This window comes from Litorilinea aerophila, from assembly GCF_006569185.2.
GTDB lineage: Bacteria > Chloroflexota > Anaerolineae > Caldilineales > Caldilineaceae > Litorilinea > Litorilinea aerophila.
The window spans coordinates 20,460-45,084 of record NZ_VIGC02000025.1 but is presented as its reverse complement, the minus strand read 5'-3'; the positions used below and the strand labels follow the sequence as shown (position 1 = coordinate 45,084).

At 64.2% G+C, this 24,625-nt stretch carries 17 protein-coding genes; 10 read left to right on the top strand and 7 right to left on the bottom strand.

Annotated elements, in window-relative coordinates:
- Positions 1 to 302 precede the first annotated feature (302 nt).
- The 4 genes from FKZ61_RS17430 (at position 303) to nadB (ending at position 6,056) form a co-directional block, all read left to right on the top strand.
- Positions 303 to 1,862, top strand: a complete 1,560-nt coding sequence (locus FKZ61_RS17430; RefSeq protein ID WP_141611416.1) for a nicotinate phosphoribosyltransferase — start codon at positions 303 to 305, stop codon at positions 1,860 to 1,862.
- 473 nt (positions 1,863 to 2,335) lie between these two features.
- Positions 2,336 to 3,193 (top strand): carboxylating nicotinate-nucleotide diphosphorylase, encoded by an 858-nt coding sequence (gene nadC / locus FKZ61_RS17425; RefSeq protein WP_141611415.1) that lies wholly within the window; start codon positions 2,336 to 2,338, stop codon positions 3,191 to 3,193.
- Positions 3,194 to 3,304: 111 nt separating this feature from the next.
- Positions 3,305 to 4,354, top strand: coding sequence for a quinolinate synthase NadA (nadA, locus tag FKZ61_RS17420; RefSeq protein ID WP_141611414.1), 1,050 nt, complete (start codon positions 3,305 to 3,307; stop codon positions 4,352 to 4,354).
- A 133-nt stretch (positions 4,355 to 4,487) separates the two neighbouring features.
- The gene (nadB, locus tag FKZ61_RS17415) at positions 4,488 to 6,056 is read left to right on the top strand and encodes an L-aspartate oxidase (protein ID WP_141611413.1); all 1,569 of its coding nucleotides are present in this window, start codon (positions 4,488 to 4,490) and stop codon (positions 6,054 to 6,056) included.
- A 26-nt stretch (positions 6,057 to 6,082) separates the two neighbouring features.
- On the opposite strand, the gene FKZ61_RS17410 is transcribed toward nadB, so the two are convergent.
- Both FKZ61_RS17410 and FKZ61_RS17405 read right to left on the bottom strand, forming a co-directional pair.
- Entirely contained in the window at positions 6,083 to 7,978 is a 1,896-nt protein-coding gene (locus tag FKZ61_RS17410; protein ID WP_170199910.1) for an ABC transporter substrate-binding protein, read from the bottom strand.
- A gap of 142 nt (positions 7,979 to 8,120) precedes the next feature.
- Entirely contained in the window at positions 8,121 to 8,990 is an 870-nt protein-coding gene (locus FKZ61_RS17405) for a phytanoyl-CoA dioxygenase family protein (RefSeq protein ID WP_141611411.1), read from the bottom strand.
- A gap of 355 nt (positions 8,991 to 9,345) precedes the next feature.
- On the opposite strand from FKZ61_RS17405, the gene FKZ61_RS17400 reads away from it, so the two are divergent.
- From FKZ61_RS17400 to FKZ61_RS17375, 6 genes are all read left to right on the top strand, one after another.
- Positions 9,346 to 10,293, top strand: coding sequence for an AraC family transcriptional regulator (locus FKZ61_RS17400; RefSeq protein WP_141611410.1), 948 nt, complete (start codon positions 9,346 to 9,348; stop codon positions 10,291 to 10,293).
- 251 nt (positions 10,294 to 10,544) lie between these two features.
- Positions 10,545 to 12,263, top strand: coding sequence for a sensor histidine kinase (locus tag FKZ61_RS17395; protein ID WP_141611409.1), 1,719 nt, complete (start codon positions 10,545 to 10,547; stop codon positions 12,261 to 12,263).
- The gene (locus FKZ61_RS17390) at positions 12,241 to 12,699 is read left to right on the top strand and encodes a response regulator (RefSeq protein WP_141611408.1); all 459 of its coding nucleotides are present in this window, start codon (positions 12,241 to 12,243) and stop codon (positions 12,697 to 12,699) included. Before FKZ61_RS17395 ends, FKZ61_RS17390 begins: the two co-directional genes overlap by 23 nt.
- A gap of 2 nt (positions 12,700 to 12,701) precedes the next feature.
- Entirely contained in the window at positions 12,702 to 14,720 is a 2,019-nt protein-coding gene (locus FKZ61_RS17385) for an ATP-binding protein (protein ID WP_141611407.1), read from the top strand.
- A gap of 63 nt (positions 14,721 to 14,783) precedes the next feature.
- Positions 14,784 to 17,594 carry a PAS domain S-box protein gene (locus FKZ61_RS17380; protein ID WP_170199908.1) on the top strand — a complete coding sequence of 937 codons (2,811 nt, stop codon included), beginning with the start codon at positions 14,784 to 14,786 and terminating at the stop codon, positions 17,592 to 17,594.
- Between the two features lie 172 nt (positions 17,595 to 17,766).
- Positions 17,767 to 19,413: a CYTH and CHAD domain-containing protein gene (locus tag FKZ61_RS17375; RefSeq protein ID WP_141611405.1), complete on the top strand. Its 1,647-nt coding sequence runs from the start codon at positions 17,767 to 17,769 to the stop codon at positions 19,411 to 19,413.
- Positions 19,414 to 19,507: 94 nt separating this feature from the next.
- On the opposite strand, the gene FKZ61_RS17370 is transcribed toward FKZ61_RS17375, so the two are convergent.
- The 5 genes from FKZ61_RS17370 to FKZ61_RS17350 all read right to left on the bottom strand — a co-directional run bounded on the left by FKZ61_RS17370 (position 19,508) and on the right by FKZ61_RS17350 (position 24,407).
- A complete protein-coding gene (locus FKZ61_RS17370) occupies positions 19,508 to 20,056 on the bottom strand; it encodes a hypothetical protein (protein ID WP_141611404.1) in 549 nt (182 codons plus the stop codon).
- Between the two features lie 226 nt (positions 20,057 to 20,282).
- Positions 20,283 to 20,900 (bottom strand): phosphatase PAP2 family protein, encoded by a 618-nt coding sequence (locus tag FKZ61_RS17365; protein ID WP_141611403.1) that lies wholly within the window; start codon positions 20,898 to 20,900, stop codon positions 20,283 to 20,285.
- Between the two features lie 16 nt (positions 20,901 to 20,916).
- Positions 20,917 to 22,281, bottom strand: a complete 1,365-nt coding sequence (locus FKZ61_RS17360) for an ABC transporter substrate-binding protein (protein ID WP_141611402.1) — start codon at positions 22,279 to 22,281, stop codon at positions 20,917 to 20,919.
- A 123-nt stretch (positions 22,282 to 22,404) separates the two neighbouring features.
- Positions 22,405 to 23,313, bottom strand: a complete 909-nt coding sequence (locus tag FKZ61_RS17355; protein WP_141611401.1) for a carbohydrate ABC transporter permease — start codon at positions 23,311 to 23,313, stop codon at positions 22,405 to 22,407.
- 191 nt (positions 23,314 to 23,504) lie between these two features.
- Positions 23,505 to 24,407 carry a carbohydrate ABC transporter permease gene (locus FKZ61_RS17350; RefSeq protein ID WP_141611400.1) on the bottom strand — a complete coding sequence of 301 codons (903 nt, stop codon included), beginning with the start codon at positions 24,405 to 24,407 and terminating at the stop codon, positions 23,505 to 23,507.
- Positions 24,408 to 24,625 lie beyond the last annotated feature (218 nt).

Sequence of the window (24,625 nt, the reverse complement as noted above, 5' to 3'; positions counted from 1 at the left end):
GCCCCCGTGCCCGCCCGATTCCCGGGTGGCCTGGTGACGTCGGCAGTGCCAGTCCGGCGGGCCCCCGTGCCCGCCCGATTCCGCCAGCCCCGGACGGATGCCGGGCACCCGCCCCCATTTTGTGGGCGGGTGCTCAACCCGCCACGTTCGGCGGGCTTCCAGCCCGCCCTACGACGATGCCCTACGACGATGGGCCCCCAAATGTGGCGCGCACCCGGCCAGATTAGACGATAGACCGCTGCCGGGTTTAGCATTATAGGGATCACAGATGACCAGCCACGCGGCCAAGAGGAGAGTAACCCATGAAACGCCCTGACCCACGCCTCGCCGAAGGCATCCTGCTGACGGACATGTACCAGTTGACCATGGCCCAGCTCTACTTCCGCATGGGGATGCACGAGGCCGAGGTCCAGTTTGACCATTTTTTCCGCCGGTATCCCGACTATGACAGCCACCAGGCGGGCTACTGCATCAACGCGGGCCTGGCCTGGCTCCTGGACTGGATGAAAGAGGCCCGCTTTGGCCAGGAGGAGATTGAGTTCCTGCGGGCACAACGCAACAGCGCTGGACAGCCCCTCTTCGCTGACGACTTTCTGGAGTGGCTGGGCCGGGAAGGCCACTTCGGCCACATCACCCTGGAGGCCATCCCCGAAGGCCGGGTCATCCACCCCAACGAGCCCCTGACCGTGGTGCGGGGCCCCCTGGCCATGGCCCAGATCCTGGAGACGCCCCTCCTGAACCACCTGAACTATCCCATCCTGGTGGCCACCAAGGCTTCCCGCATGGTGGAGGCAGGCCGGGGCCGCCCGGTGCTGGAATTCGGCCTGCGCCGGGCCCAGGAGCGGGGCGCCAACGCCGGCGCCCGGGCTGCCCTGATCGGCGGCGCGGTCTTCACCTCCAACGTGGGGGTCTCCTACGCCCTGGGGTTGCCGCCCAAGGGCACCCACGCCCACAGCATGGTCCAGCTCTTCATGTCCAAGGGGCTGGGCGAGCTGGCCGCGTTTCGGGCCTACGCGGAGATCTACCCGGACGACTGTCTGCTGCTGGTGGATACGGTGGACACCCTGCAGAGCGGCGTTCCCCACGCCATCCAGGTGTTCGAGGAACTTCGGCGCAAGGGCCACAAGCCCGTGGGCATCCGCCTGGACTCGGGAGACCTGGCGTACCTGAGCATCCAGGCAGCCAAGATGCTCAACGACGCGGGCTTCCCGGACACCTCCATCGTCCTCTCCAGCGACCTGGACGAGCTGGTGATCTGGCAGATTCTCACCCAGATCGCTGCCGAGGCGCCCCGCTATGGCGTCGACCCGGACCAGCTCATCGGCCGGCTGGTCTTCGGCGTGGGCACCCGGCTGATCACCTCCTGGGGCGAACCGGCCCTGGGCGGCGTCTACAAGCTGGTGGCCGTCCGGGAAGGAGATAGCTGGAATTCCGCCATCAAGATTTCCGAGTCGCCGGCCAAGACACCCAACCCGGGGCTGAAGCGCATCTGGCGCATCTACGACCGGCGGGGTAAGGCCACGGCAGATCTCCTCAGCCTAGAGCATGAAGACCCCCGCCAGGCCGACGTGTTGCTCCTGCGCCATCCCATGGACCACACCAAATGGCGTACCCTGCGGCGCCAGGAGATTAGTGCCATGGAACCCCTGCTGGTGACCATCCTGGACCGGGGAAAGCAGGTCTATGAACTGCCTCCCCTGGAGGAGCTTCGCCGCCAGCGCCAGGCTGACGTGGAACGGCTGGATGACGGCGTGCGCCGCCTGGTCAACCCCCACGTCTACCACGTCTCCCTCACCCAGGAGCTGTGGGAGCTAAAACAACGGCTCATCGAAGAAGCCCGCCGAGAAAACGAAACGGGTTGATGACCCCATCAACGTCTAGTACAATCTGGCGTAAATACCACGGCAGAAATTCGCCACTCGTTTCCACCAGAGGTCGTGCCGCCGGGGGAATTGTTCCCCCGGCGCCTCTTTTGTGTGCCCGGGTCGGCGCCCCTCCCCAAATTGTTCCCCACAGGTTCGCCAAATTGGACGGCCTCCCCAACGGTGCTAGAATATTGGACTAGTGTCAAAAATACATTAACCCCCCCTGTGAAAGTGCCCTGACTGCGCCCCATTGTGCTCCCAGGTTGCCCCCAGGTGTTGCCAAGGGCCAAACAGGAGGGGGAAAAAGGGCCACCGGGCGAATCCGGCGGGCCTGTGACGTTTTCACCAGCAGAAATTCCGGGTGCCCTCTGGGCGCACGACCTCTGGTGGATACAATCGGCGAATTTCTGCCGGGATTTACTCGTGGGCAGGAACTCCTGGCCCCGCAAGCGCAGCAGAAAGCAGACCCCATGATCGACTGGAAAGAAGCATACGGCCCCGCCATGGAGGAAACCCTGCAGGCCATCATCCGCCGGGCCCTGGAGGAAGACATCGGCGACGGCGACGTGACCACCGATTGCACCGTCCCGGCGGACACGGTGTATGAAGGCCGGTTCATCGCCAAGGCGGCCGGCGTAATCGCTGGCCTGGAAGTGGCCCGGCGCACCTTCCAGACCCTGGACCCCGGCATCCGCTTTGACGCTCGGGTGGAGGACGGCGCCGGGGTGGAGCCCGGCACCGTCATTGCCACCGTCCATGGCCCCGGCCGGGCCCTGTTGAGCGGCGAGCGGGTGGCCCTGAACTTCCTCCAGCGCATGTCGGGCATCGCCACCCTGACCCGGCGCTACGTGGCCGCGGTGCAGGGCACCCGAGCCCAGATCCTGGACACCCGGAAGACTGCGCCGGGTCTGCGCCTGCTGGATAAGTGGGCCGTGGCCCTGGGGGGCGGCAAAAACCATCGCATCGGCCTCTACGACATGGTCCTGATCAAAGAGAACCACATCCTGGCAGCGGGTGGCATCCGGGCCGCAGTGGAAAAGGTGCGGGCTGGCGATCCGCGGCAGCGCCCCATCGAAGTGGAGGTCAAGAATCTGGACGAGCTGCGGGAGGCCCTGGCCCTGGAGGTGGATCAGATCATGCTGGACAACATGACCCTGGAGGAGATGCGGGCAGCCGTGGCCCTGGTCAACGGTGCCGTGCCCCTGGAAGCCTCAGGCAACGTTTCGCTGGAGACGGTGGCGGCCGTGGCAGCCACCGGCGTCGACTATATCTCCGTTGGCAAGTTGACCCACTCGGTGGAGGCACTGGACATCAGTTTTCTGTTGTAGGGGTAGCCAATAGGGCGCTATCGAGTGTAATGCGTGGGGCGTAACCCGTGCCACGCCCCATAACTTAGGCGCCACAGCTTAGGCGCCACCACTCAGAAAGAGGAGAGAACCATGGCGATTCAAGCGGCCAATGAACGAGAAATGTACGAGAAGATGAAGGCGCTGCTGCAGGACGTGGTGCCCGACGTGGAGTTGCGTATCAAGGCCGAGATTGCCTACGCAATCAACCGGCTGAAGGAGGAGAAGAACGCGGTCATCCTGGGCCATAACTACATGGAGCCGGCCCTGTTCCACTCCATCCCGGACTTTGTGGGCGATTCCCTGGCCCTGAGCCGCCAGGCCGCCCAGACCGACAAAGACATCATTGTCTTCTGTGGCGTAGAATTCATGGCCGAGACGGCCAAAATCCTCAACCCGGAAAAGACAGTGCTCATCCCCTCAGACCACGCCGGCTGCTCCCTGGCAGCCAGCATCACCGCTGAAGATGTGCGCAACCTGAAGGCCCGCTTCCCCGGCGTGCCGGTGGTCACCTACGTCAACACCTACGCCGAAGTCAAGGCCGAGTGCGACGTCTGCTGCACCTCTAGCAACGCGGTCAAGGTGGTGGAATCCCTGGACGCAGACACGGTGATCTTCATCCCCGACGAGTACCTGGCCCGCAACGTAGCCCGGGAGACGGGGAAGCGGATCATCATCCCCACCCGCTCCAACATCGAGCTGGAAGAGCTGAACGGCCACTACGACTTCATCGGCTGGCACGGCCGCTGCGAAGTGCACGAGAAGTTCACCGTGGAGGACATCCAGGCCGTACGCGCCCAGTTCCCCGATGTGACCATCCTGGCCCATCCTGAGTGCAGCCCAGAGGTGGTGGCCGCGGCAGACTTTTCCGGCAGCACCACGGCCATGATCCGCTACGTGGAGGAGACCGACGCGCCCCGCTACCTGCTGCTGACCGAGTGCGCCATGGGTGACAACATCGTCGCCGCCAATCCCCACAAGGAAATGCTGCGGCTATGCAGTGTCCGCTGCCCCCACATGAACCAGATCACCCTGGAAGATACCCTGGACGCCCTGCGCTACAACCAGTACGAGGTGGACGTCCCGGAGGAGATCCGGGTGCGGGCTGCCCGCTCGGTGGAACGGATGATCGCCATCGGCTGAGGCCCGAGAAGCCCACCGGCGCAACCGGCGTCCAGCCCTTTGCCCCGGGCCCCCGGCATCCCCTGCGGTGCATCCAAAACGGAGCATCGCCAGCGGGTGCCGGGGGCCAGCCCATCGCAACCCAGGTAAAGCCATGAACGACTTCCTGACGACCGACGTCCTGATCATCGGCTGTGGCATCGCCGGCTGCACCGCCGCGCTGACCCTGGCCGATGCCGGCGTCCCGGTGACCGTCATCACCCGCGCCCGCCGGCCCGAGGAGAGCAACACCTACTACGCCCAGGGCGGCATCATCTACCAGGGCTTCCAGGACTCGCCCGACCTGCTGGCTGAGGACATCCTGCGGGCCGGGGCCGGCCACTGCAATCCCCGGGCTGTCCAGATCCTGGCCCAAGAGGGCGCCGGCGCGGTGCGCCGCATCCTGCTGGAGCGGGTCGGCGTTCAATTTGACCAGGAGGCGGACGGAGCGCTCTCTCTGGCCCTGGAGGGCGGTCACAGCCTCCCCCGCATCATCCACGCCACCGACGCCACAGGCAAGGCCATTGAGCTGGCCCTGCTCCACGCGGTGGATCGCCACCCCAACGTGACCTTGCTCACCGGCCACACGGCAGTGGACCTGCTGACGCCTTCCCACCATGGCCTCAACCGCCTGGCCGTCTACGAGCCCCGCTCCTGTGTGGGCGCCTATGTGCTGAACCAGGAACAGGGCCGCATCCTGCGCATCCTGGCCAAAAAGACGGTGCTGGCCAGCGGTGGGCTGGGCCAGATCTTCCTGCGCACCACCAATCCACCCGGTGCGCGGGGCGATGGCCTGGCCATGGCCTACCGGGCCGGCGTGCGCATCATCAATGCGGAGTTCGTCCAGTTCCATCCGACGGCCTTCTATCGCCAGAACGCAGCCCGCTTCCTCATCTCGGAAGCGGTGCGGGGGGCCGGCGCGCGCCTGGTGGATGGCCAGGGTCGGCCGTTCATGGAGAAGTACGACCCGGCGTGGAAGGATCTGGCCCCGCGGGATGTGGTGGCCCGCAGCATCCATCGGGAGATGCTGGAGAACGACGTCCCCAATGTCTTCTTAGATTTGCGCTCCTACATCCCCCGGGAGGAGATTTTGGCCCATTTCCCGACCATCCACGCCCGCTGTCTGGAGTACGGGGTGGACATCACCCGGGACCTGGTGCCGGTGGTGCCCGCGGCCCACTACTTCTGTGGAGGAATCTGGGTGGATGAATGGGGGTTGACCACCTGTCGCCACCTGTATGCCGTGGGCGAAGTGGCCTGCACCGGCGTTCACGGCGCCAACCGGCTGGCCAGCACCTCCCTGCTGGAGGGGCTGGTGTGGGGCGAGCGGGCAGCCCGCCACATTCTGGGCGAGCTACCCGGATCCCGCCTCCACGACCCGGCGGACATCCCCCCCTGGCGGGATGACGGCACCGAGCCGGCCGATCCGGCGCTGATCAGCCAGGACATGAGCGCGATCAAGCACATCATGTGGAACTACGTGGGGCTGGTGCGCACCACGCCCCGGCTGGCCCGGGCCCTGCGGGATCTGCGCCAGCTGGACATCGAGATCGAGCAGTTCTACCGGACCAGCCGTATCAACGACGCGCTCATCGGCCTGCGCAACGCGGTGCGGGCTGCCCTGGTAGTGGCCACCGCGGCCTGGCAAAATCGCCGCAGCATGGGGTGCCACTATCGGGAATAGCCCGCGTGCCGGCCAATCCTATGACCCTATGACTCGATGTAATACTGCTCCGGATGGGTCTGGGCCGGCGAGGACGAAATGTGCCACTGCCAGAGAACCGGTGGCACATTCTTGAAGTTGTTCTTCACAATGCCATAGCCCTCGTAATACTTGGTGATACCGATGGCCCAAAACTGCTCGGCGCCAATCTCCAGCATCTGTCGCACCAGGGCATCCCGTTCATCTGGATCCACAGTCACCTGAATCTGATCATAGATGGCCTGCTGCTTTTTCGCGGGCTCTGGGGGCTCCTCACCCTGGGTACCGCCACTCCGCCACCAATCAGCCCAGGCGATGCCGAAGATGGACTCGTTGCTGAAAGGCATGTACCAACGCGGATCCATGACCACGGCGATCCCATCGGCACCGGTCCACACGCCGCAATCGTGGTCGTAGGCCGCCTTGCGGACGTAGAACAGGGAACGATCGATCACCTTCACATCTGAATCCACACCGACCGCTTTCCAGTAGTTGGTCACCATCTCCATGATCTCGCCCCACGGCTCAAAGGCAGCGGCCACCTCCACGTTAATGAAGAGGGGCTGGCCATCAAAGCGCAGACGCATGCCGTCGGGCCCCCGCTGCAAGCCCAGTTCATCCAGCAGGCGATTGGCCAGATCAGGGTCGTACTCCGTGTACTGCTTGGCCATCCGCTCATTGTAGTAGGGGGATTCGTCAAGCGGGGCCGGCTGGCGAGGTTCACCGGAACCCACGTAGATCACGTCAATGATTTCCTGGCGGTTGATGGCGTGGGATAGGGCGACCCGGAAGTTCTTTTCCTGGAAAATCCGCTTCAACTCCGGATCCTTGTGATTGAGGTTCAGCGCAATTACGCAGGGCGATTCAAAGGCGTATTTGACGGTGAAGAAACCGTATCCCCCTGCTTCCTGATTGTCGACAAACAGGGCCTTGTTCCCGGGTGTGGCAATGTGACGATCCATCATGTCGATCTCGCCCGAGACGGCCTTGAGCACCAGCACGTCCACGTTCTCTACGATGGGGTACTCCATGCGGTCGATATAGGGCAGTTGTTGTCCCTGGGGATCGACCTTCCAGTAGTAGGGGTTACGCTCGGCTACCAACTGGTTGGTTGACCCCGTCGAGCTAATTGGGATCGTCACCTGCCAGGGGAACTGAGTGGGGCATTCGGCCGTGATCAGGAAATCCAGCTTGTTCTGATAAAGCGCCACCCAACTGTCCAATTGCTCCTCTTCCACCGCCTTTTCGACGGCCTCGCGGTCGAAGGCGATATGCCATTGCCGTGCGTAGTGGGCTGGCACGAAGGGCGTCTGGTTGCCCAACTGGGTGATGAAGAGACCGTGGGGATGTTCGAAGATGAACTTGACCGTCGTGTCGTCGACCTTTTCCACCCGGCCTAATGGACCTCCCGGGCGCATCCAGCTAAATTTGACGGGCGTCAACTCGTCATTGAGCAAAACGTGCTCGTACCAAAAGACAAAGTCATCGGCTGTCAAAGGAGCGCCATCGGACCATCGCATCCCTTCACGAAGATGGAAAGTGAACTCTTTGCCATCCGGGGAGACCTCCCAACTGGCGGCCACGTTCGGCACCACATGGGTCAAATCCGGGGCCCAACGGAGCATGGGCTCATAGGCCATGGTGCGGCTAACCCAAGGCCGATCGCTGAGGCCCAGGAGCCCAGAGCGCCAGGTACCGCCGTACATGCCGATGCTTTCCACGGGCTCAATCACCACCGGTTCGACGGGCAGCCGCTCGTCCACCGGCGGCAGCTCCCCCCGACTCACCTTTTCGGCCAGTTGAGGCGCCTCTTTATACTTGCTGGATGTCTGCTGCTGGCTGGCCGGGGCAGCAGGGGCAGCGGGTGCCTCGGCTCCAGCATCGGATGGAGCCGAGGGTTCCACAGGCCCGGTGCCCCCAGTTCCACACGCCGAGATCGCCAGCCCCGCAGTGACCCAGGCTGAAATCCCCAGAAATTGCCGACGACTGACCGTACGCCTTCTCCGCGGTTCGTATGCAGGCATCTTGTGTCCTCCCATCCTGAACTCAGCAAGTCACGTCTTTGCCTTCTTCGCCGAAGATGGCCAGCCGCTCTTCGACGCTGGTCCTGGGTGCACTCTGGGGCCGATAGTGGAACTGGACGGCCCGGCGGCGCTTCTCCGAGGTGTTCGTGGGCGTTCCGTGGTGAATCAGGCTGCTGAAGAGCAGGCACCCCCCTGGACTCAAGGGCACGGCCAGCGCGCCCTGGTTTTTCACGTGGGTGTCGCAGATCTGCCAGTCCCGGCGTTTGAAGTGAACCACCGGCCCCTGGCGGTGCGTCCCCGGGATGATGATCATGCAGCCGTTCTCCGGGGTGGCTTCATCCAGGGCAATCCAGCAGCCGACCACCTTGGCCTCCAGGGGCAGCTCGAAATAGGCGTGATCTTGATGCCAGGGCTTCTCGCGGCCAAAGCGGGGCGGCTTGAGCAGGGCCATGTCCTGGAAGAGGACCGGCGGCTCTCCCATGATCTGCTCCAGCACGGCCAGCAGCCTGGGATGGTGGGCCAGGTCGGCCAGCCGCGGTTCATAGTTGACGAACCACATGAACTTGCGGACGTAGTCCTGCTTCTGCTCCGGCGGCATTTCCTCCACAGGGACTTCGGCGGCTACCCGCTCGTACATCACCCCTTTGAAACCGGGCACCTGGCCCGAAAGCAGGTGGAGCAGCCCATCCAACGCCGCGCGTACCTCCTGGGGAGAAAAGGCGTTGTGGATCACCAGGTAGCCTTCTTCATGAAACTGGGCGATGTGCTCGTCGCGGATGCTGTCGAATCCATCCACCCCCTCGGCGATGCCGTCGTAGCGATACAGGTCGGGCGGATATTCCGCCGCTGTGCCGTAGTCGTAGATGCGTTCTGGCGTGGAAGCGGTAGCCATGGTTCCTCTGAGCCCTCCTGACAGATACTCCAGGGTTGAGAAAGGTTGAAGAGCGATACGATGAAAGATGGAGAGGTAAACCGCAAACGACCCAAGTTGGAAGAACAGAAAACGGCAGGCAAAGGGCGACAACGGTACAGGCAGCCGTGAAGCTTGCTGACAGGCCGTGATCGCCCGGGATAGATTCAGTTGGCGCTGGCGAGAAAACAGCTTCAGTGTAGCATGGGGAGGCCTTGGGGAAAATGGACTATCTCGCCAAAAAGGTGTACGATTTTATCAACCCCGGCTCGCCATTCAGCTGTTGCATCCCGGGAACATCTCCCTCCCATCTCCACCAGGACAGGTCAGTAGGGCCATGTCGCGGGTTGAATTTACGGACTGGCGGCTCAACCGTAAGGCCAGACATCTCCCCGCCGGCATACGTCAACAGTGCCGGCAACACCCGCTGCTCACCACCCTCTTCGTGGGCAGCGTGGGCCACATTGTGCGCGGCCTGGGGCACCACTACGAGCGCCATTCCATCGACGAGTACATCCTCCTCTACTGTGTGGAAGGGCGGGGATGGATCCGTTCAGGGGACCAGGCCCATGGCGTCCAGGTGGGGGATGTGGCCGTTGTGTTCGCCCGGACGGCCCACGGCTATGGATCCGACGATGCCGACCCCTGGACCATCCACTGGGCCCACTTTGACGGATCCCAGGTGCCCCCGTTCCTCGAGGCGGCCGGCCTATCGCCCCAACGTCCCGTCATCCACCTGCCGAACTATGGCCGATCTTCCCTGGTCCAGGCGTTCCAGGCGATTCATGCCCTTCTGAATGTGGATCTATCCTTCCCCTATCTGCTCCACGCGAGTGTACTGCTGCGCCAGATTTTGAGCACCCTGATCCTGGTGGCGGCCACCGTGCCCGAACCCGCGCCTTCGGGCCGCCCGGTCCAGAAAGCCGTCCAATTCATGCAGGCCAACATCACAGAGACCTTGCGGCTGGAGGACCTGGCGCTGTGGAGCGGCCTGTCTCCATCCCACTTCCACCGGGTCTTCCGGGCAGCCACCGGCCGGGCCCCCATCGACTATTTTATCCGCCTGAAAATACAACGTGCCTGCGAGCTGTTGGCCAACACCGACATGAAGGTGAGTGAGATTGGCCACTTCCTGGGCTACCGGGATGCCCATTACTTTTCTCGTCTCTTTAAACAGGTGACTGGACACTCCCCTCGAGCATTTCGGACAGCCTGCCGGAATGGCCACCCCCCATTTGATGAGCGCGCGCTGCTGCCCCCTGCCGGTGGCCAACCCCACGAGTAGCCCCGTCTGGCCCAGGTAATCCCTTTGCCTGGGCTTGCCTCCCTGTGCTAAACTGGGTAGGAAGTGACACCAGTCTGTCCATTTCCTCGGCCGGGGTTGGCCAGAGCTGTACGCCTACTGTCTCCACGCGAGGTGGCTGTTCAACACGTGACGCCGGATGCCTTTGTCCATCTCGTTTTTACCTGCCTCGTGGGTGCATCTCTGCAGCCGATGTCTGGCCCGGTAGCCAATCGGTCTTCGGTCATTCAGCCATGAAACCTATCATCCCTCCTTCCATGAGCGGACCGCTGCGGGTGGCCGTGGGCTACATATTGGTAGCCAGCATCTGGATCGGCGTCTCCGATCGCCTGCTCTCCTGGCTTACCCAGGATCCGGCTACCCTCACGGCCATGCAAACCTACAAGGGGTGGTTCTTCGTCCTGGTGACTGGCGCGCTGCTGTACCTGGAGCGCCACCACGCAGAACGGGCCCTCCAGGCCAGCGAGGAGCGCTTCCGCCGTCTGGCGGACAACGCGCCCGACATCATCTATCACCTGGCCCTGCAACCCACCTACCATTTCGAATACATCAGCCCCAACATCGCCGCGCTGGCCGGCATCTCCCCGGAAACGGTCTATGCCGATCCCGATTCTCTCCTGCAGCGCCTCCATCCCGAGGACCGCCGTCGCCTTCTCCAGCCGGGCAGCCTGGCCACGCCCCGCCTGGTGGTGCGCTGGCAAGGCCGGGATGGCAACCTCATCTGGACAGAACATCGCCACGCGCCCATCCTGGACGCCGACGGCAACCTCCAGGCCGTGGACGGCATCGCCCGGAACATCACCGAACAGATCCAGGCGCAGCAGGCCCTCCAGCTCAGCGAAGAAAAATTCCGCCGCGCCGTCCTCCACGCCCCTATCCCCATCATGATCCACGCCAGCGACGGCCAGGTGGTCCAGGTCAACCGCATCTGGTGCCAGATCACCGGCTACACCCAGGCCGATCTCCCCACCCTGGACCGCTGGCTGGAGCTGGCCCTGGGCCAGGAAGGAGCGGCCGACGCGGCCACCCTCTACCAATCTCCCCCGCCTTTGGACCGGGTGGTGGAACGGGAGCTGGCCATCCGAACCAGCCAGGGGGAACAGCGCATCTGGCACTTTCGGGTCGCCTCCCTGGGCCGGCAGATGGACGGACAGTGGCTCATCCTCACCATGGCCCTGGATGTCACCGAAGAGCGGCTGGCCGAAGCCCAGATGAAAGAACTGATCCAGGAGCTGGAAGCCCGGAACGCGGAAATGGAGCGCTTCACCTACACCGTCTCCCACGACCTCAAAAGCCCCCTGGTCACCATCCGTGGCTTCCTCAGCCTCCTGGAGCGGGATCTGGCCGCCGAAGATCGGGACGGGATCGCGTCGGACGTCCACTTCATCCGCGAGGCGGCAGAGCGGATGCAACGGCTGCTGGAGGAGCTGCTGCGGCTTTCCCGGGCTGGCCGCAAAAAGATCCAGCCCCAGCCCGTCTCCATGGCCCAACTGGTCCAGGACGTGCTGGAGATGCTGGCCGGGGTGCTTGACGATCGGGGTGTCACCGTCCAGGTGGCGCCCGATCTGCCCACCGTGGCCGGAGAGCGGGCTCGCCTCCAGGAGGTCTTCCTGAACCTGGTGGACAACGCGGTGAAGTACATGGGCACCCAGCCCCACCCCCACATTGACATCGGCAGTGAGATCCAGGGGGAGCAGGCGCTCTTCTGGGTGCGGGACAACGGCATGGGCATCGATCCTCGCCATCATGAGCGGATTTTCGAATTGTTTGAGCAGCTAGATCGGGAAAGCCAGGGGACAGGCATCGGCCTGGCACTGGTCAAGCGGATTGTGGAAGTCCACGGCGGCCAGATCTGGGTTGAGTCCGCCGGGCAGGGGATGGGGGCAACCTTCAAACTCACGTTGCCCCTCTGGAAGGAGGAAGACGGCCATGCCGACCCGTCAGAAGCCTGAACAGGCGTTCCGGATTTTGCTGGTGGAAGACGATCCGGCCCACGCTGAATTGTTGCGGCGAGGCCTGGAGCCCCAGATCCACGGTTATAATCTGCAGCATTTGACCAATGGCGAAGCTGCGCTAGACTACCTGTTCAGGCGTGGGCCGTACAGCCAGGACCCGAACAGCCCCCGGCCCCATCTCATCCTGTTGGACCTGCGTCTGCCCCGCCTGGATGGGCTGGAGGTGCTGCAGCACATCAAACAGAGCACCGAACTGCGCCGGATCCCGGTGGTCATCCTGACCACCTCCAGCGCAGAGCGGGATGTGGCCCAGGCCTACGACCGCCACGCCAACAGTTACCTGGTCAAGCCGGTGGAATTTGCCCAACTGCGGGAGCTGTTGCAGGCCGTGGGCCACTACTGGTCCTCGGTCAACTACTTTCCGTGGCCATAATCATGACCGATGCAACGACGGTGCAACAACTGCCAGGACATCCGGAAGAGCCACCCAGACATGTCGTCATCGTCGAGGATGAACGTGCCCACCAGGAGCTGATCCGTCGCGGCTTCCAGAAAGAATACCCCTGGGCGCGTCTCTCTGTGGTGGATACCCTGACCGCGGCCAAAACCCTCTGCCAGAAGGACAGGCCGGACCTGGTGGTGGCCGATCTCCATCTGCCCGACGGCCTGGCCACAGAGCTGTTGACGCCCCAGGCCGGGCTGCCCCCCTGTCCCGTCCTGATCATGACCGGCCAGGGGGACGAGACCAGCGCCGTCGCCGCTTTGAAGGCTGGCGCCCGAGACTACGTGGTGAAGAGCCCGGAGACCCTGCTGGAGATGCCCCGGCTGGTGCAGCGTGTCCTGCGGGAATGGCAGGCCCTGGAAGAGCGCCAACAACTGGCGTTGGAGCTCCAACAGAGCGAAGCCCGTTTCCGCAGCCTCTTCGACCACATGCCCAACGGCGTCCTCATCTGCCAGGGCGTCGACCAGGGGGCCAACTTTTTGCTCCTGGATCTGAACCAGGCCGCGGAACAGGCCCTCTCCCTGCGCCGCGCCCAGGCCAGCCACAAGATGCTCACCGAGATCCTGCCCCAGGCGCCATCCACCGGCCTGTTAGCCCTCTTCCAGGAGGTGTGGCAGCATCCGGGCCGGGAAGAACACATAGAGCTTTTCTACCAGGACGCGGTGCGGGCCGGCTGGTATGAATTCCACATCTTCAGCCTGCCCGGCAGCGAACCGCCCCAGGTGAGCAGCCATTCGGTCCGCTCTCCAACGTCGACCTCCGGCCAGGGTATCCTGGTGGCCATCTTCCGGGACATTACCGACCGAAAGCAGCTGGAGGATGCCCTGCGCCAGGCCCAGCGGTTGGAGACCCTGGGTACCCTGGCCGGCGGCATGGCCCACGACTTTAACAATATTCTGTCGGTCATCCTCCTCCACGCCCAGTGGGCCCTGCGGACGCCCGGACTCCCTGCCAAACTCCGAGCCCAACTGGAGACCATCAGCAACCACGCCAACCGGGGCGCCCGCCTGATCCAACAGGTCCTGGATTTCAGCCTGCGGACGCCCCCCGAACGGGTACCCGTGGACCTGGCGGCCCTCCTGGCCAACCAGGCCGCCCGCCTGCGGGCCCAACTGCCCGACTCCATCCGCCTGGCGGTGGAGCTGCCGCCAGGCCCCCTGACCGTCCTGGGAGACGACGAGCGCCTGGGCCAGATGCTGGCTAACCTGGCCCTCAACGCCAGGGAGGCCATGCCCCACGGGGGCACTCTGTACCTGGGACTCTCAACCCTGATGGTGACAGAGGAGACACCGCCGCCGGACCCCCTCCTCCCCCCGGGACGCTGGGTCCGTCTGGTGGTACGGGACACCGGTGTGGGCATGCCGGCCCATGTCCGGGAACGGATCTTCGAGCCGTTTTTCACCACCAAGCCGCCCGGGCGGGGTTCTGGCCTGGGGCTTTCCCAGGTCTACGGCATTGTGCGACAACACGAGGGGCAGATCGTCTGCCAGAGCACGCCCGGCCAGGGCACCACCTTCACCATCTACTTCCCCGCCCCGGAGGCCCCCCCCGACGAGGGGGAGACCCCTGGTCCGGCAGACGTCGCGCGGCCGGCAGTGTTGGTCCTGGCTGGCGATCTGCCCACCCGGACGGCGCTGGCAGAGGCCATCGACCCGCAGGATTATCGGATCCTGGCGGCGGCCACCGGCTACGAGGCCCTGGCCCTGCTCCAGGAATGGGCCGGCCAGGTAGCCCTGCTGGTGGCGGACCTTTCGACCACGCCCATGGGCCAGGAGGGCCTGCTGCAACGAGTGGCCCAGCCGGACTTTTCGGTGCCTGTCCTCCTGGTGAGCCAGGCGGGCGCAGGCCCAAAGTCCGGAGCGCGCCGTTTCCAAATCGTGCAGAAACCCGTCGATCCCAATAGCCTGGTGGAAAGCATCGCCCGGCGCCTGGCCCAAATGGCACCTCCGTAGCTCAAACCCGACCTTGACCATGCGACCTTTCATCGAACTGTACTAGCAAGGATGAGTGTCCCATTGACCGTTCTCATCGTCGAAGACACGTTGACTCTCCTGCGCCTCTACAGTACCATCCTGCGCCGGGCCGGCTATGCCGTGCTGGAAGCCACCAACGGCCAGGAGGCCCTGGCGCTGGCCCGCCGCCATCGTCCCCCCATCGTGCTGCTGGATCGGGTTCTTCCCGACCTGGAAGGGGATGAGATCTGTCGCCAGCTGAAGGCGGATGCGGCCTTTGCCTCCCCGTATGTCATCATGATCTCCGCGCTGAGAACCAGCGATGACGACCGGATCAGCGGGCTGGAGGCAGGTGCCGACGATTACCTGGTCAAGCCGGTCAACCAGCGGGAGCTGCTGGCCCGCATCCAGGTGGCGGCTCGCCTCCTCCAGGCACAGCTGGCGCTCCAGGCCAGCGAAGTAAAGTTTCGCCAACTGGTCTCCTCCTCCATCGACGGCATCATGCTGGTGGACGAGACCGGCGCCATCGTGGAGTGGAATCGCGGGCAGGAAGCCATCACCGGCCTGAGCCGGCCAGCCGTGGTGGGGCGTCCCATCTGGGAAATCCAGGCCCTCCTTTCCCCCGACGGCCAACCGACTGGCGAGGGCGATCCCTATCGGACGGCGTTGGCTGCCCTGCGGGCCGGGCAGGAAATCCCGGGCCAGGCTGAAGAACGGACCATTCGACGGCCCGACGGCACCCGGCGGGTGGTCCAGTCCATCACCTTCCCTGTCCGCGCCGATGGCGCATCCATGTTGGGTACCATCACCCGGGATGTGACTGTCCAGAAAGAGATGGAGGCGCGGCTCCACCAGCGGGAACAGGAGCTGCGCGCGCTGGTAGAGCACACGCCGGACGTCATCATCCGGTTCGACCGGGAATGCCGCTACCGATATGCCAACCCGGCCATCGAACAGGTGACCGGTATGCCGCCGGAAGCCTTCATCGGCCGGACCAGCACGGAAGTGGGCCTGGATCCGGAGCACGTCGCGGTGTGGGAAGAACATATCCGCCAGGCGCTGGCAGGCCAGGAGGTGCGCCTGACCTTCGAGTACCCCACGCCGGACGGCCCGCGCCACTTCGAGGCACGGCTGACCCCGGAGCTGGATCCCCAGGGCCGTCCTGTCTCTGTGCTGGGCGTGGTGCGGGACCTGACCGAGCGGGTGCAGGTGGAGGAAAAGCTGGCGGGGCTGGCTGCGGTGGTGGAACAGATGGCCGACGGCGCGGCCATCCTCAACCAGGCCGGGCACCTGATCTATGTGAACCGGGCCTTCACCCGCATGACCGGCTATACCCTGGAGGAAGTGCAGGGCCAGACGATCCAGGATCTGGAGGCGCCCTATCCCCAGGCAAGCTGCCGGAGTCACCTGGCGGCTGCGGTCCAGCAGGCTGTGGAGTGGATGGGGCTGGCCCAGGCCCGACACCGGGATGGCACCATCTACGAGGTGGAGCTCTCCATCTTCCCCATCCGCGACGCCCAGGAGCGGGTCATCAATCACGCGCTGATCCAGCGGGATGTGACGGCTCGCCGGCGGGCCGAACGGGAACAACAGGCCATTGCCGCGGTGGCCGCCGCCCTGCGCGAGGCCGTCACCCGGGCCGAGATGGCTCCCATCATCCTGCAGCAGTTGCAGCTCCTGCTGGAGGCATCCAATGCAGCCCTCCTCCGGGAAGATCCGGCCCAGAATGCCTTTGTGGTGGAGTATGTGGAAGGCACCCACAAAGATACCGTCGGCCTGGCCATTCCCATGCACCATTCCCTCAGCGGGCAAATCCTGGAGAGCGGCCAGCCCCTGGTGCTGAACCACCTGACCCCGGAGACACGCCCGTGGGCGGTGCAGATGTGGGAAGATGTGCAGGCCCTGGCCGGCGTTCCCCTCATCGCCCAGGGCAAAGCCATGGGCGCGCTCTGGATCGGCCGGGAGCGCCCCTTTTCGCCCGAGGAGATACGGCAACTGGTCGCCATCGGCGATATCGCCGCCAACGCCCTCTATCGGGCGGAACTGTACGAGGAAATTCAACGGCACGCCGCGGCGCTGGAGGAGCGGGTGGCGGAGCGCACCCGGGAGCTGGCCGAGGCGGTGGAGCGGCTCCAGGAGCTGGACGCCCTGAAATCCAAGTTCGTCTCCGACGTCTCCCACGAGCTGCGCACGCCCATCAGCAGCCTGAAACTCTACATGTCCCTGTTGAACAGGGGCAAGCCCGAAAAGCGAGCCCACTATGAGGCCATGCTCAGCGTGAGCATCGACCGCCTGAGCCAGCTGGTGGATGACATCCTCAGCCTCTCCCGGCTGGAGATGGCCCAACACAAGCCCCGGGAGATGGAGCCCACCGACCTCAACGGCGTCATTCGCCAGGTGGTGGAGATGTACCGCCCCAAGGCAGAAGCGGCCGGCCTGGAGCTGACCTTCCACCCGGAGCCAGACCTGCCCCTGATCCTGGGGGACTACAACCAGCTTTCCCAGATGATGACCAACCTGGTCGTCAACGCGCTCAACTACACGGCCGCAGGCGGCGTGACCATCACCACCGCCGCCGACCGGGAGCATGGCCTGGTGCACTGTCGCATCCAGGACACGGGCCTGGGCATCGCGCCGGAGGATCTCCCTCACATCTTTGATCGCTTCTACCGGGGCACCCATCGGTCGGTGGAGAACATACCCGGCACCGGGCTGGGGCTCTCCATTGTGAAAGAGATCCTGGACCTCCACCACGGCCAGATCCACATCGACAGCACGGTGGATGTGGGCACCACGGTCTCCATCAGCCTGCCGATTCAGCCCCCGGGAAGGGGCGAACAGCCCCAGGTAGATGTCCATCACCACGCCCGGTAGGGACGGCCCCCCGTGCCCGCCCGCTGTCCCTGTTGATCCAGCCACCCCCGGCGGGCCGGAGACCCACCCTACGTACCAGTGGCACCCAAGAAGTGCAAAGATAGCACTCTGACACTGCGTCTTTGCGCCGTTGCGTTCAAAAAAGAATATCCTTTGTGCAGACGAGTCCCAAATGCCCCGAGAAATTGAAGCCAAACTTCGCCCACGCCACAAGTCGATGGCACCGGAAGAGGTCCAACAAGCCGCCCAGGCGCTGGACGGCTACCGCTTTCAACCGCAGCGGGAAGTGGAGCTCTGGGATGGCTACTTCGACACGGATGCCTACGACCTGATCCGCCATGGCTATGTTCTGCGCCTGCGCCGGGTGGACGGCCAGATCCTGGCCGGCCTCAAGGGCATACCCTTGCGCCGGGGCGCGGTGGTGGAACGCCTGGAGGTGGAAGTCCCTCTGCCCGCGGACACTCCCCTGCCCCCGCCCGCCTGGCCGCCGGCCATCCAGGAGGTATTGGGCGGCCTGGGGGTCGAGGAAACGCCCCTGCGCCTGCTCTGCCTGCTGCAGCAGCGGCGGAGCAAGGGCCTCCTCTGGCCCCAGGTGGGGGTCCCCGAGCTGGACGGCCAGGCGGGTCCGCTGGCCGAGCTGAGCCTGGACCGGGTGAGCGTCTACCCGCCGGAGGCCACCACCGGGGCCACCCACGCCCAGCCCGGCGCCCAACCCTGGCACCAGTTTGACGAGCTTGAGCTGGAGTTGCTGGCGGATTCGGAAGCCGACGCCCTCCGCCCCCTGGTGCGCCAGCTACGCAAGGCCCTGGGCCTCAAAGTGGCCCGGGAAAACAAGCTGGAGACAGCCCTCCGCGCGCTGAGCCAGTTGGAACCGACGCCAGCCGGCCCGGTGGCCGGTATCCAGCCGGAGATGCCCGTAGCCGAGGCGTGCCGGCTGATCTGGCGCGTGCAGCTGATGCAGCTGGTGCTCAACGAACACGGCGCCCGTTCCGGCAGGGACCCGGAGTACATCCACGACATGCGGGTGGCCATTCGCCGGGCCCGCACAGTCCAGCGCCTGTTTGTCGACCACTGGCGGCGGAAACGGGTGCGCCCTTTCCTCAAGCGGATGAAACAGGCGGGCCGGGCCCTGGGCCGGGTGCGGGACCTGGATGTGGGGCTGGCTGGGCTGGCTCGAGGGCGTAAATCCTGGCCGGGCATGGATGGCCAGGTGCTGCGGCAGTTGCGGCGGGCGTGGCGCCAGCAGCGTCAGCAGGAGCATGCCGCGCTGGTGGCCTTTCTGGACCGGGAGGAGTGGCGCCAGTTCATCCAGGAGCTGGACCGCTTCTGCCGCACTCCTGGCGCCGGCACACCCAAAAGGGATCGGGCACCTGGTGAAGCCCTGCATCCCTACCAAGTGCGCCATGTCTTTCCCAACACCCTCTGGCACCACTTTTCCCTGATCCGCAGCGCAGAAGCGCTCCTGGATCAGGGGGTGGAGCTCTCTGCCGAAACACTCCATGGGCTGCGGGTGGAGTGCAAGTACCTGCGCTATGGACTGGAGTTCAGTCGTCATCTGTTGGGGGAGGAAGGGGAAGCCCTGATCCGACAGCTCAAGGGTCTACAGGACTACCTGGGCCACTTGAACGATCGGGTGGTGGCATGCAAGCGGCTCCAGAAATGGCAGGCCCGACAGGATGGGTCCGGCCCACTGGATGCCTGGATTGAGGGGGAGATGGGGGAGATCGCTGGGATGGTCCAGGAATTCCCCGGGCACTTCCGCCACTTCATTCGGCCGGAGAACCGCCGCCGGCTGGCCATCGCCCTGGCCCGCCTGTAGCCTTCTCCGGGGTCGTTACAGCAATCGACCAAAAGGAGAGGGGCCTGCATCATGATGCAGGCCCCTCCTGGCTTGAGACATTGGTTGGACCGGTTTACTGGCCCATGCTCACCGACAGCACGCCCGTATCCAGGGAGACGTCTACCGGCATCAGGAGCTGATAGTTGGCCAGGGCCGCGTTGAGCTGCGCGTTGACCGGGGCCAGCATGGCGCCCGACACGGCATACGGGCCGGCCGAAGCTTCCCGCACGGTGATGGCCAGGTGGTTGTCCACCACATCCACGGAACCGACCAGGTTCAGGGTGGTGCCGAAGGCAGCAGGCAGGACGCCCTCCTTCAGGTTCACCTGGAGGTAAATCGTGTCGGGTTCGAACCAGGCCTTGATGCTGGTGACGGGATTGTTCTCGCCGCTGTTGGCCTTGAGGAGCTCGGTCAGCAGGCTGCTGAACTGGGTCTCGGTCAGCTCAACACCGCCCATCATCATGCCGGTGACCGCCATGTTCTGGGCTTCCAGCGCATCTTCCAGGCTAATGGAGACATCCCGATCCGGCACCTGGACGCCAGCGCCAACCGTACACGCGCTGAGGGAGAAAACAAGCAGGACTAAAGCAACCAACACCATCAACTGCTTTCGGTAGAACATCTATCGGTCTCCTTTTCTCCAACAATGAGAAATATTTGGACGGGATTCTATCTTACAAGCATCCGGGCAAATTTGCAAGCACGTTTTACAGACGTATACCCCACGTGGATGCCAACCGCCCTGAGCCGTCCTCACTGATAACTGATGACCCTCGAAATGAAGCACGCCTGCACGAGACGCCGGCCACCCCTCTTCACGCCCCTGCCTGCCCCTGCTGAATGCAGGATCACCCGGCCGTCATGATGGCCAGGGTCACCGATGCCCCTAACAGCGCGCCGGCCACGGTCTGGGCCAGGGTGTGGCGACGCAGCCGAACCCGGGACCAGGCAACCAGCGGGATGCCCAGCAGGGCTGGCGTGGCGGCCTCCCCCCAGAGCAGAAGCGCCAGGCTGGCCAGGCCGGCCATGGAGACCGCGTGCATGCTGATCTTCCAGCGCAGGGTGATGAAGAGAACACACGCCGTCTGGACGCTGCTCAGGAGGGCCAGCAGCAGAAAGGGGCGGGGAGCCGCGTACAACCGCATGACCAGCCAGGTGAGCAGCCCGGCGCCCAGGGAAACCAACAGGGGGCCCACCCGCTGGCGTCGTACAGGGATGTGGATGTCCCGGATGGAGCCTCGAGCCACCAGCCACACGATGAAGAGCAGGGGGAAGGCCACGACGCCGGCCGTGTAGAGGGCAGCCCACTGCCAGGCCGCCCGGGTGGCCAGCGCCAGGGTGCAGGCCGCGGCCAGGGCGGTGATGGGCGGGCTGCCGACCTGGGAGATCCAGTAGGCCAGGTGCAGGTCCCAACCGGGGGCAGCCTGGCCCCCGGTTGTCTTCCGGCTCGATGCCGCGATGGCCATGAGCGGTGGATCCTGCCTAGCCTTCAATGGCCCGCAGCTGGGTGACGATGGGCTCCGCCTCTCGGGTCAGGGTGTCCTGCAGTTCGCCGAAGACCGTAGCCACATCCTCGGACTGGACGGTGATGCGTTCCAGCCCCTTGCCGATGATCTGGTCGCCGTTGGGGACCCAAACCCGGGCCGCATCCTGGGGACGGGTCAGGGGCAGCTGTTCCACCGCGGTCTTGAATTGGGGGAACTCCTCGAAGTAGGCCTGCATCTCGGCGCTCTCCAGCGCGCTCTTGCGCACGGGCATGTAGCCGGTGTTCTGGGCCCAGAAGACCGTCTGCTCGGGGCTGGAGGCGAAGGCGATGTAGGCCATGGCCGCGTCCCGCTTCTCCGGCGGTGTGGTGGAAAGGATGGCGAGGCCGGCGCCGCCAGTGCAGCAGCCGAAGTAATCCTTCTTGGGCAGGAAGGCGGTGCCGAACTCGAACTGGGCGTTGGCCTTGATACCGCCCATGGAACCGGTGGACATCATGGCGGCCGCGGTCAGACCGTTGATGAAGTCGGTGGCCAGGTCCTTGCTGGGCACGGCCCACTTCCAGGTGTGCACCGTGTCGTAGTAGAACTGGCCGGCCCGGATGGTGTTCTCATCGGTCATGTGCATGGTGAAGTCCGGGTCACTGTATTTGCCGCCGAACTGCCAGGTCACGCCCTGGAAGAGCCAGGCGATGTAGCTGGCGCCATCCGGGTGGGCAAAGGCCGAGACCTTCATCTCGTCGCCCTCCATGCGCACCAGCTCCGGCGCCCATTCCATGAACTCGTCCCAGGTCTCGGGGCCCCGGTCCGGCAGGCCTACCTCGGCCCACTTCTCCTTGTTGTAGTAGAAGAGGGGGGTGCTGCGGGCGAAGGGGATCCAGTAGTGCTTGCCCTGGCGTACGCCTTCATTGATCAGGGAGTCCTGGTAGTCGTTCACGTCCACGTTGGCGGCCGCCAGCAAATCATCCAGGGGGACCAGGGCCTGGTTCAGGTAGAACTTAAACCACCACACGTCGCTCAGCAGGGAGACGTCGGGAGCGGTGCGGGCCTGGAGCGCGGCGGTCACCTTCTGGGCCGTTTCCTCGTAGTTGCCCTGGAACTGGTAGTCCACCACCACATCACTCTGGCTTTCGTTGAACTTCTGGACCAGCGCGGCCTCTGCTTCGCCGTTCTTGCCCGAGTAGCTACTCCAGAGGGTGATGGTGACGGGCTCCGCGGCCGGGGCTGCCGACCCGCTCGAGCTGGCTGCGCTGCCGGTATTGCCGGCGGGAGCTGCCGCCGGGGCACAGGCTGCCAGGGCCACGGCGCCGGTGCCGATGGCCAGGTTCTTCAAAAGCTGTCGCCGGTTCATACGGAAGGTAGACATGGTCACTCCTGATCTGTGTGAACATTCCAAACGGTCATCATCTGATGAATCAAACTATCACACGCCGGTCCCATCCCACCATAGGACGGGGACGGAGCACCTGCGCGATAGGGGGAACCCGAATCAGCCTTTCACGGCACCCGCGGCGATCCCTTCCACGATGTATCGCTGGGCATAGAGGAAAATCAGGGCTACCGGCAACACCACGAAGAGGGTGCCCGCCATCACCACGCCCCAGTCGATGGTGCCTTCTTCCACCATGAGCCAGTAGATGCCGATGGAGAGGACCCGCATGTCCTTGGTGTTGGTGACGATCAACGGCCAGAGGAAATCATTCCACTTGGCCACCACACTCAGCAGGCCAAAGGAGATGATGGCCGGCCGGGCCAGGGGAAGCACGATGGACCAGAGCACCCGCAGGTGGCCGGCGCCATCTACCCGGGCTGCGTCCAAAATATCCAGGGGAAGCGTTTTGTAGTATTGACGCAGCAGAAATGTGCCATAGGCCACCGACGCGCCGGGCACCACGATCCCCTGGTAGGTGTTGATCCAGCCCAGACGGGCAATGGTCAGGTAGTTGGGCAAAATGGTCACCTGGTTGGGCACCATCAGGGCGGCCAGCAGGAGCAGGAAGAGCCACTCCCGCTTGGGAAAGCGCAGGAAGACGAAGGCATAGGCCGAGGTGATGGCGAAGAAGATCTCGAAGCCGCTGCCGAAGAGGGTTACAATGAGGGTGTTGATGTAGTAACGCCCAAAGGGAGCCGACTCCCAGGCCTTGACAAAGTTGGTCCAGGTGGGCGTGGCCGGCAGCCAGGTGGGCGGCATGCGATAAACTTCGGCCGTGGTTTTGAAGGCGCCGATCACCATCCAGTACAGGGGCAGACCGATCAAGGCCACGCAGGCCGCCAGCCCCAGATAGCCCAAGGCGAGGCTTAGCCAGCTCTGGCGATGGCCCACCCAACTGGTCTGCACCGGGGCCTGGGTGACTGCCGGACCAGGGGTCAATTCATCCACGAAATCTACTTGTGCCATGGTCGATTCGATGTCATTCGTTCTGATAGGACGGATAGGACGAGTCGGCGACGGGCAACCCCAGACGATGGTCACAAGGACGATGGTCACAAGGACGATGGTGACAGTGAGGTGTGCCCTCCCCGGTTTCTGGATGCATGGCTTACTTTAAGCATGCATGATTTCATGGGATGGAGCTCTATACATGGACCTCACGCATAGTGGACAGAGCGTTCGCTATAGCGCATCTGCACCAGGGTGAAGACAAACATGGCCAGGAACAGGACCACCGCGGCCACGCCGGCCCGGCCGGCATTGAAGCCAACGAAGCCCTCTTCATACAGGTAATAGATCAGGGTGGTCGTGGCGTTCACCGGACCGCCGTCGGTCATCACCTTGATGATGTCGAAGGACTGGAAGGCAGCCAGCACGGTGGTGATCACCAGGAAAAAGGTGACCGGCGACAGGCCCGGCAGGGTGACATGGCGGAAGCGCGCCCAGGTGCCTGCGCCATCTACCAGGGCCGCCTCGTAGAGCTCTCGGGGAATGGCCTGCAGGCCGGCCAGGTAGATGACCACGGCATAGCCCAAGGTCTTCCACACATGGACGATGATCACCGCGGTCATGGCCCAGGAAGTATCCAGCAGCCAGTTGGGCGAGCGCAGGCCCACCCCCCGGATGAAAAAGTCCAGGAGGCCGTAGCGGGGATCAAAGATGTAGATCCAGACAATGCCGATGGCGGCACCGCTGAGCATGACCGGGCTGAAGACGATGCCGCGGACCGCAACCCGCCCCCGCAGAGGCTGATTCAACAGCAGAGCCATCAGCAGCCCGATGCCACAGGTCAAGAGCACTGCAGACACGGTAAACACCACCGTGTTCCACAGGATGGTGCCAAACTCGGGCGATGTGAAGAGGTAGCGGTAATTGTCCAGGCCCACCCAGATCTTGATGGGCGCCAGCATGTCCCAGCGTACGAAACTCAGGTATCCATTGTAGAAGAGGGGCCAGTAGGTGAAAACCCCGAAAAGGAGCAGGTTCGGCCCGACCAGCAACAGGAAAAGCAGGTATTCATTCCGCTCGGTGGCCGTGATCCGCCGCCGTGAACGCACCATGGATAAACTCTCCAGAGTTGGTTTGGGGATGTGGGAGGTATCCCATTCTATCACGCCTCCCCATAGTCGTCAATTGAAAAAAAATCCCCATCGCTTCCCTCAAATAGATTCCTCTCCCGGCGGCAAGTTGGCCACCCCACAACCTTCACATGCAGGGTGGCCAACTTGCCAGGGCGTATGAGGAGAGTGGCGAAGTTCTGGCTTGTTTGAACTTCCAC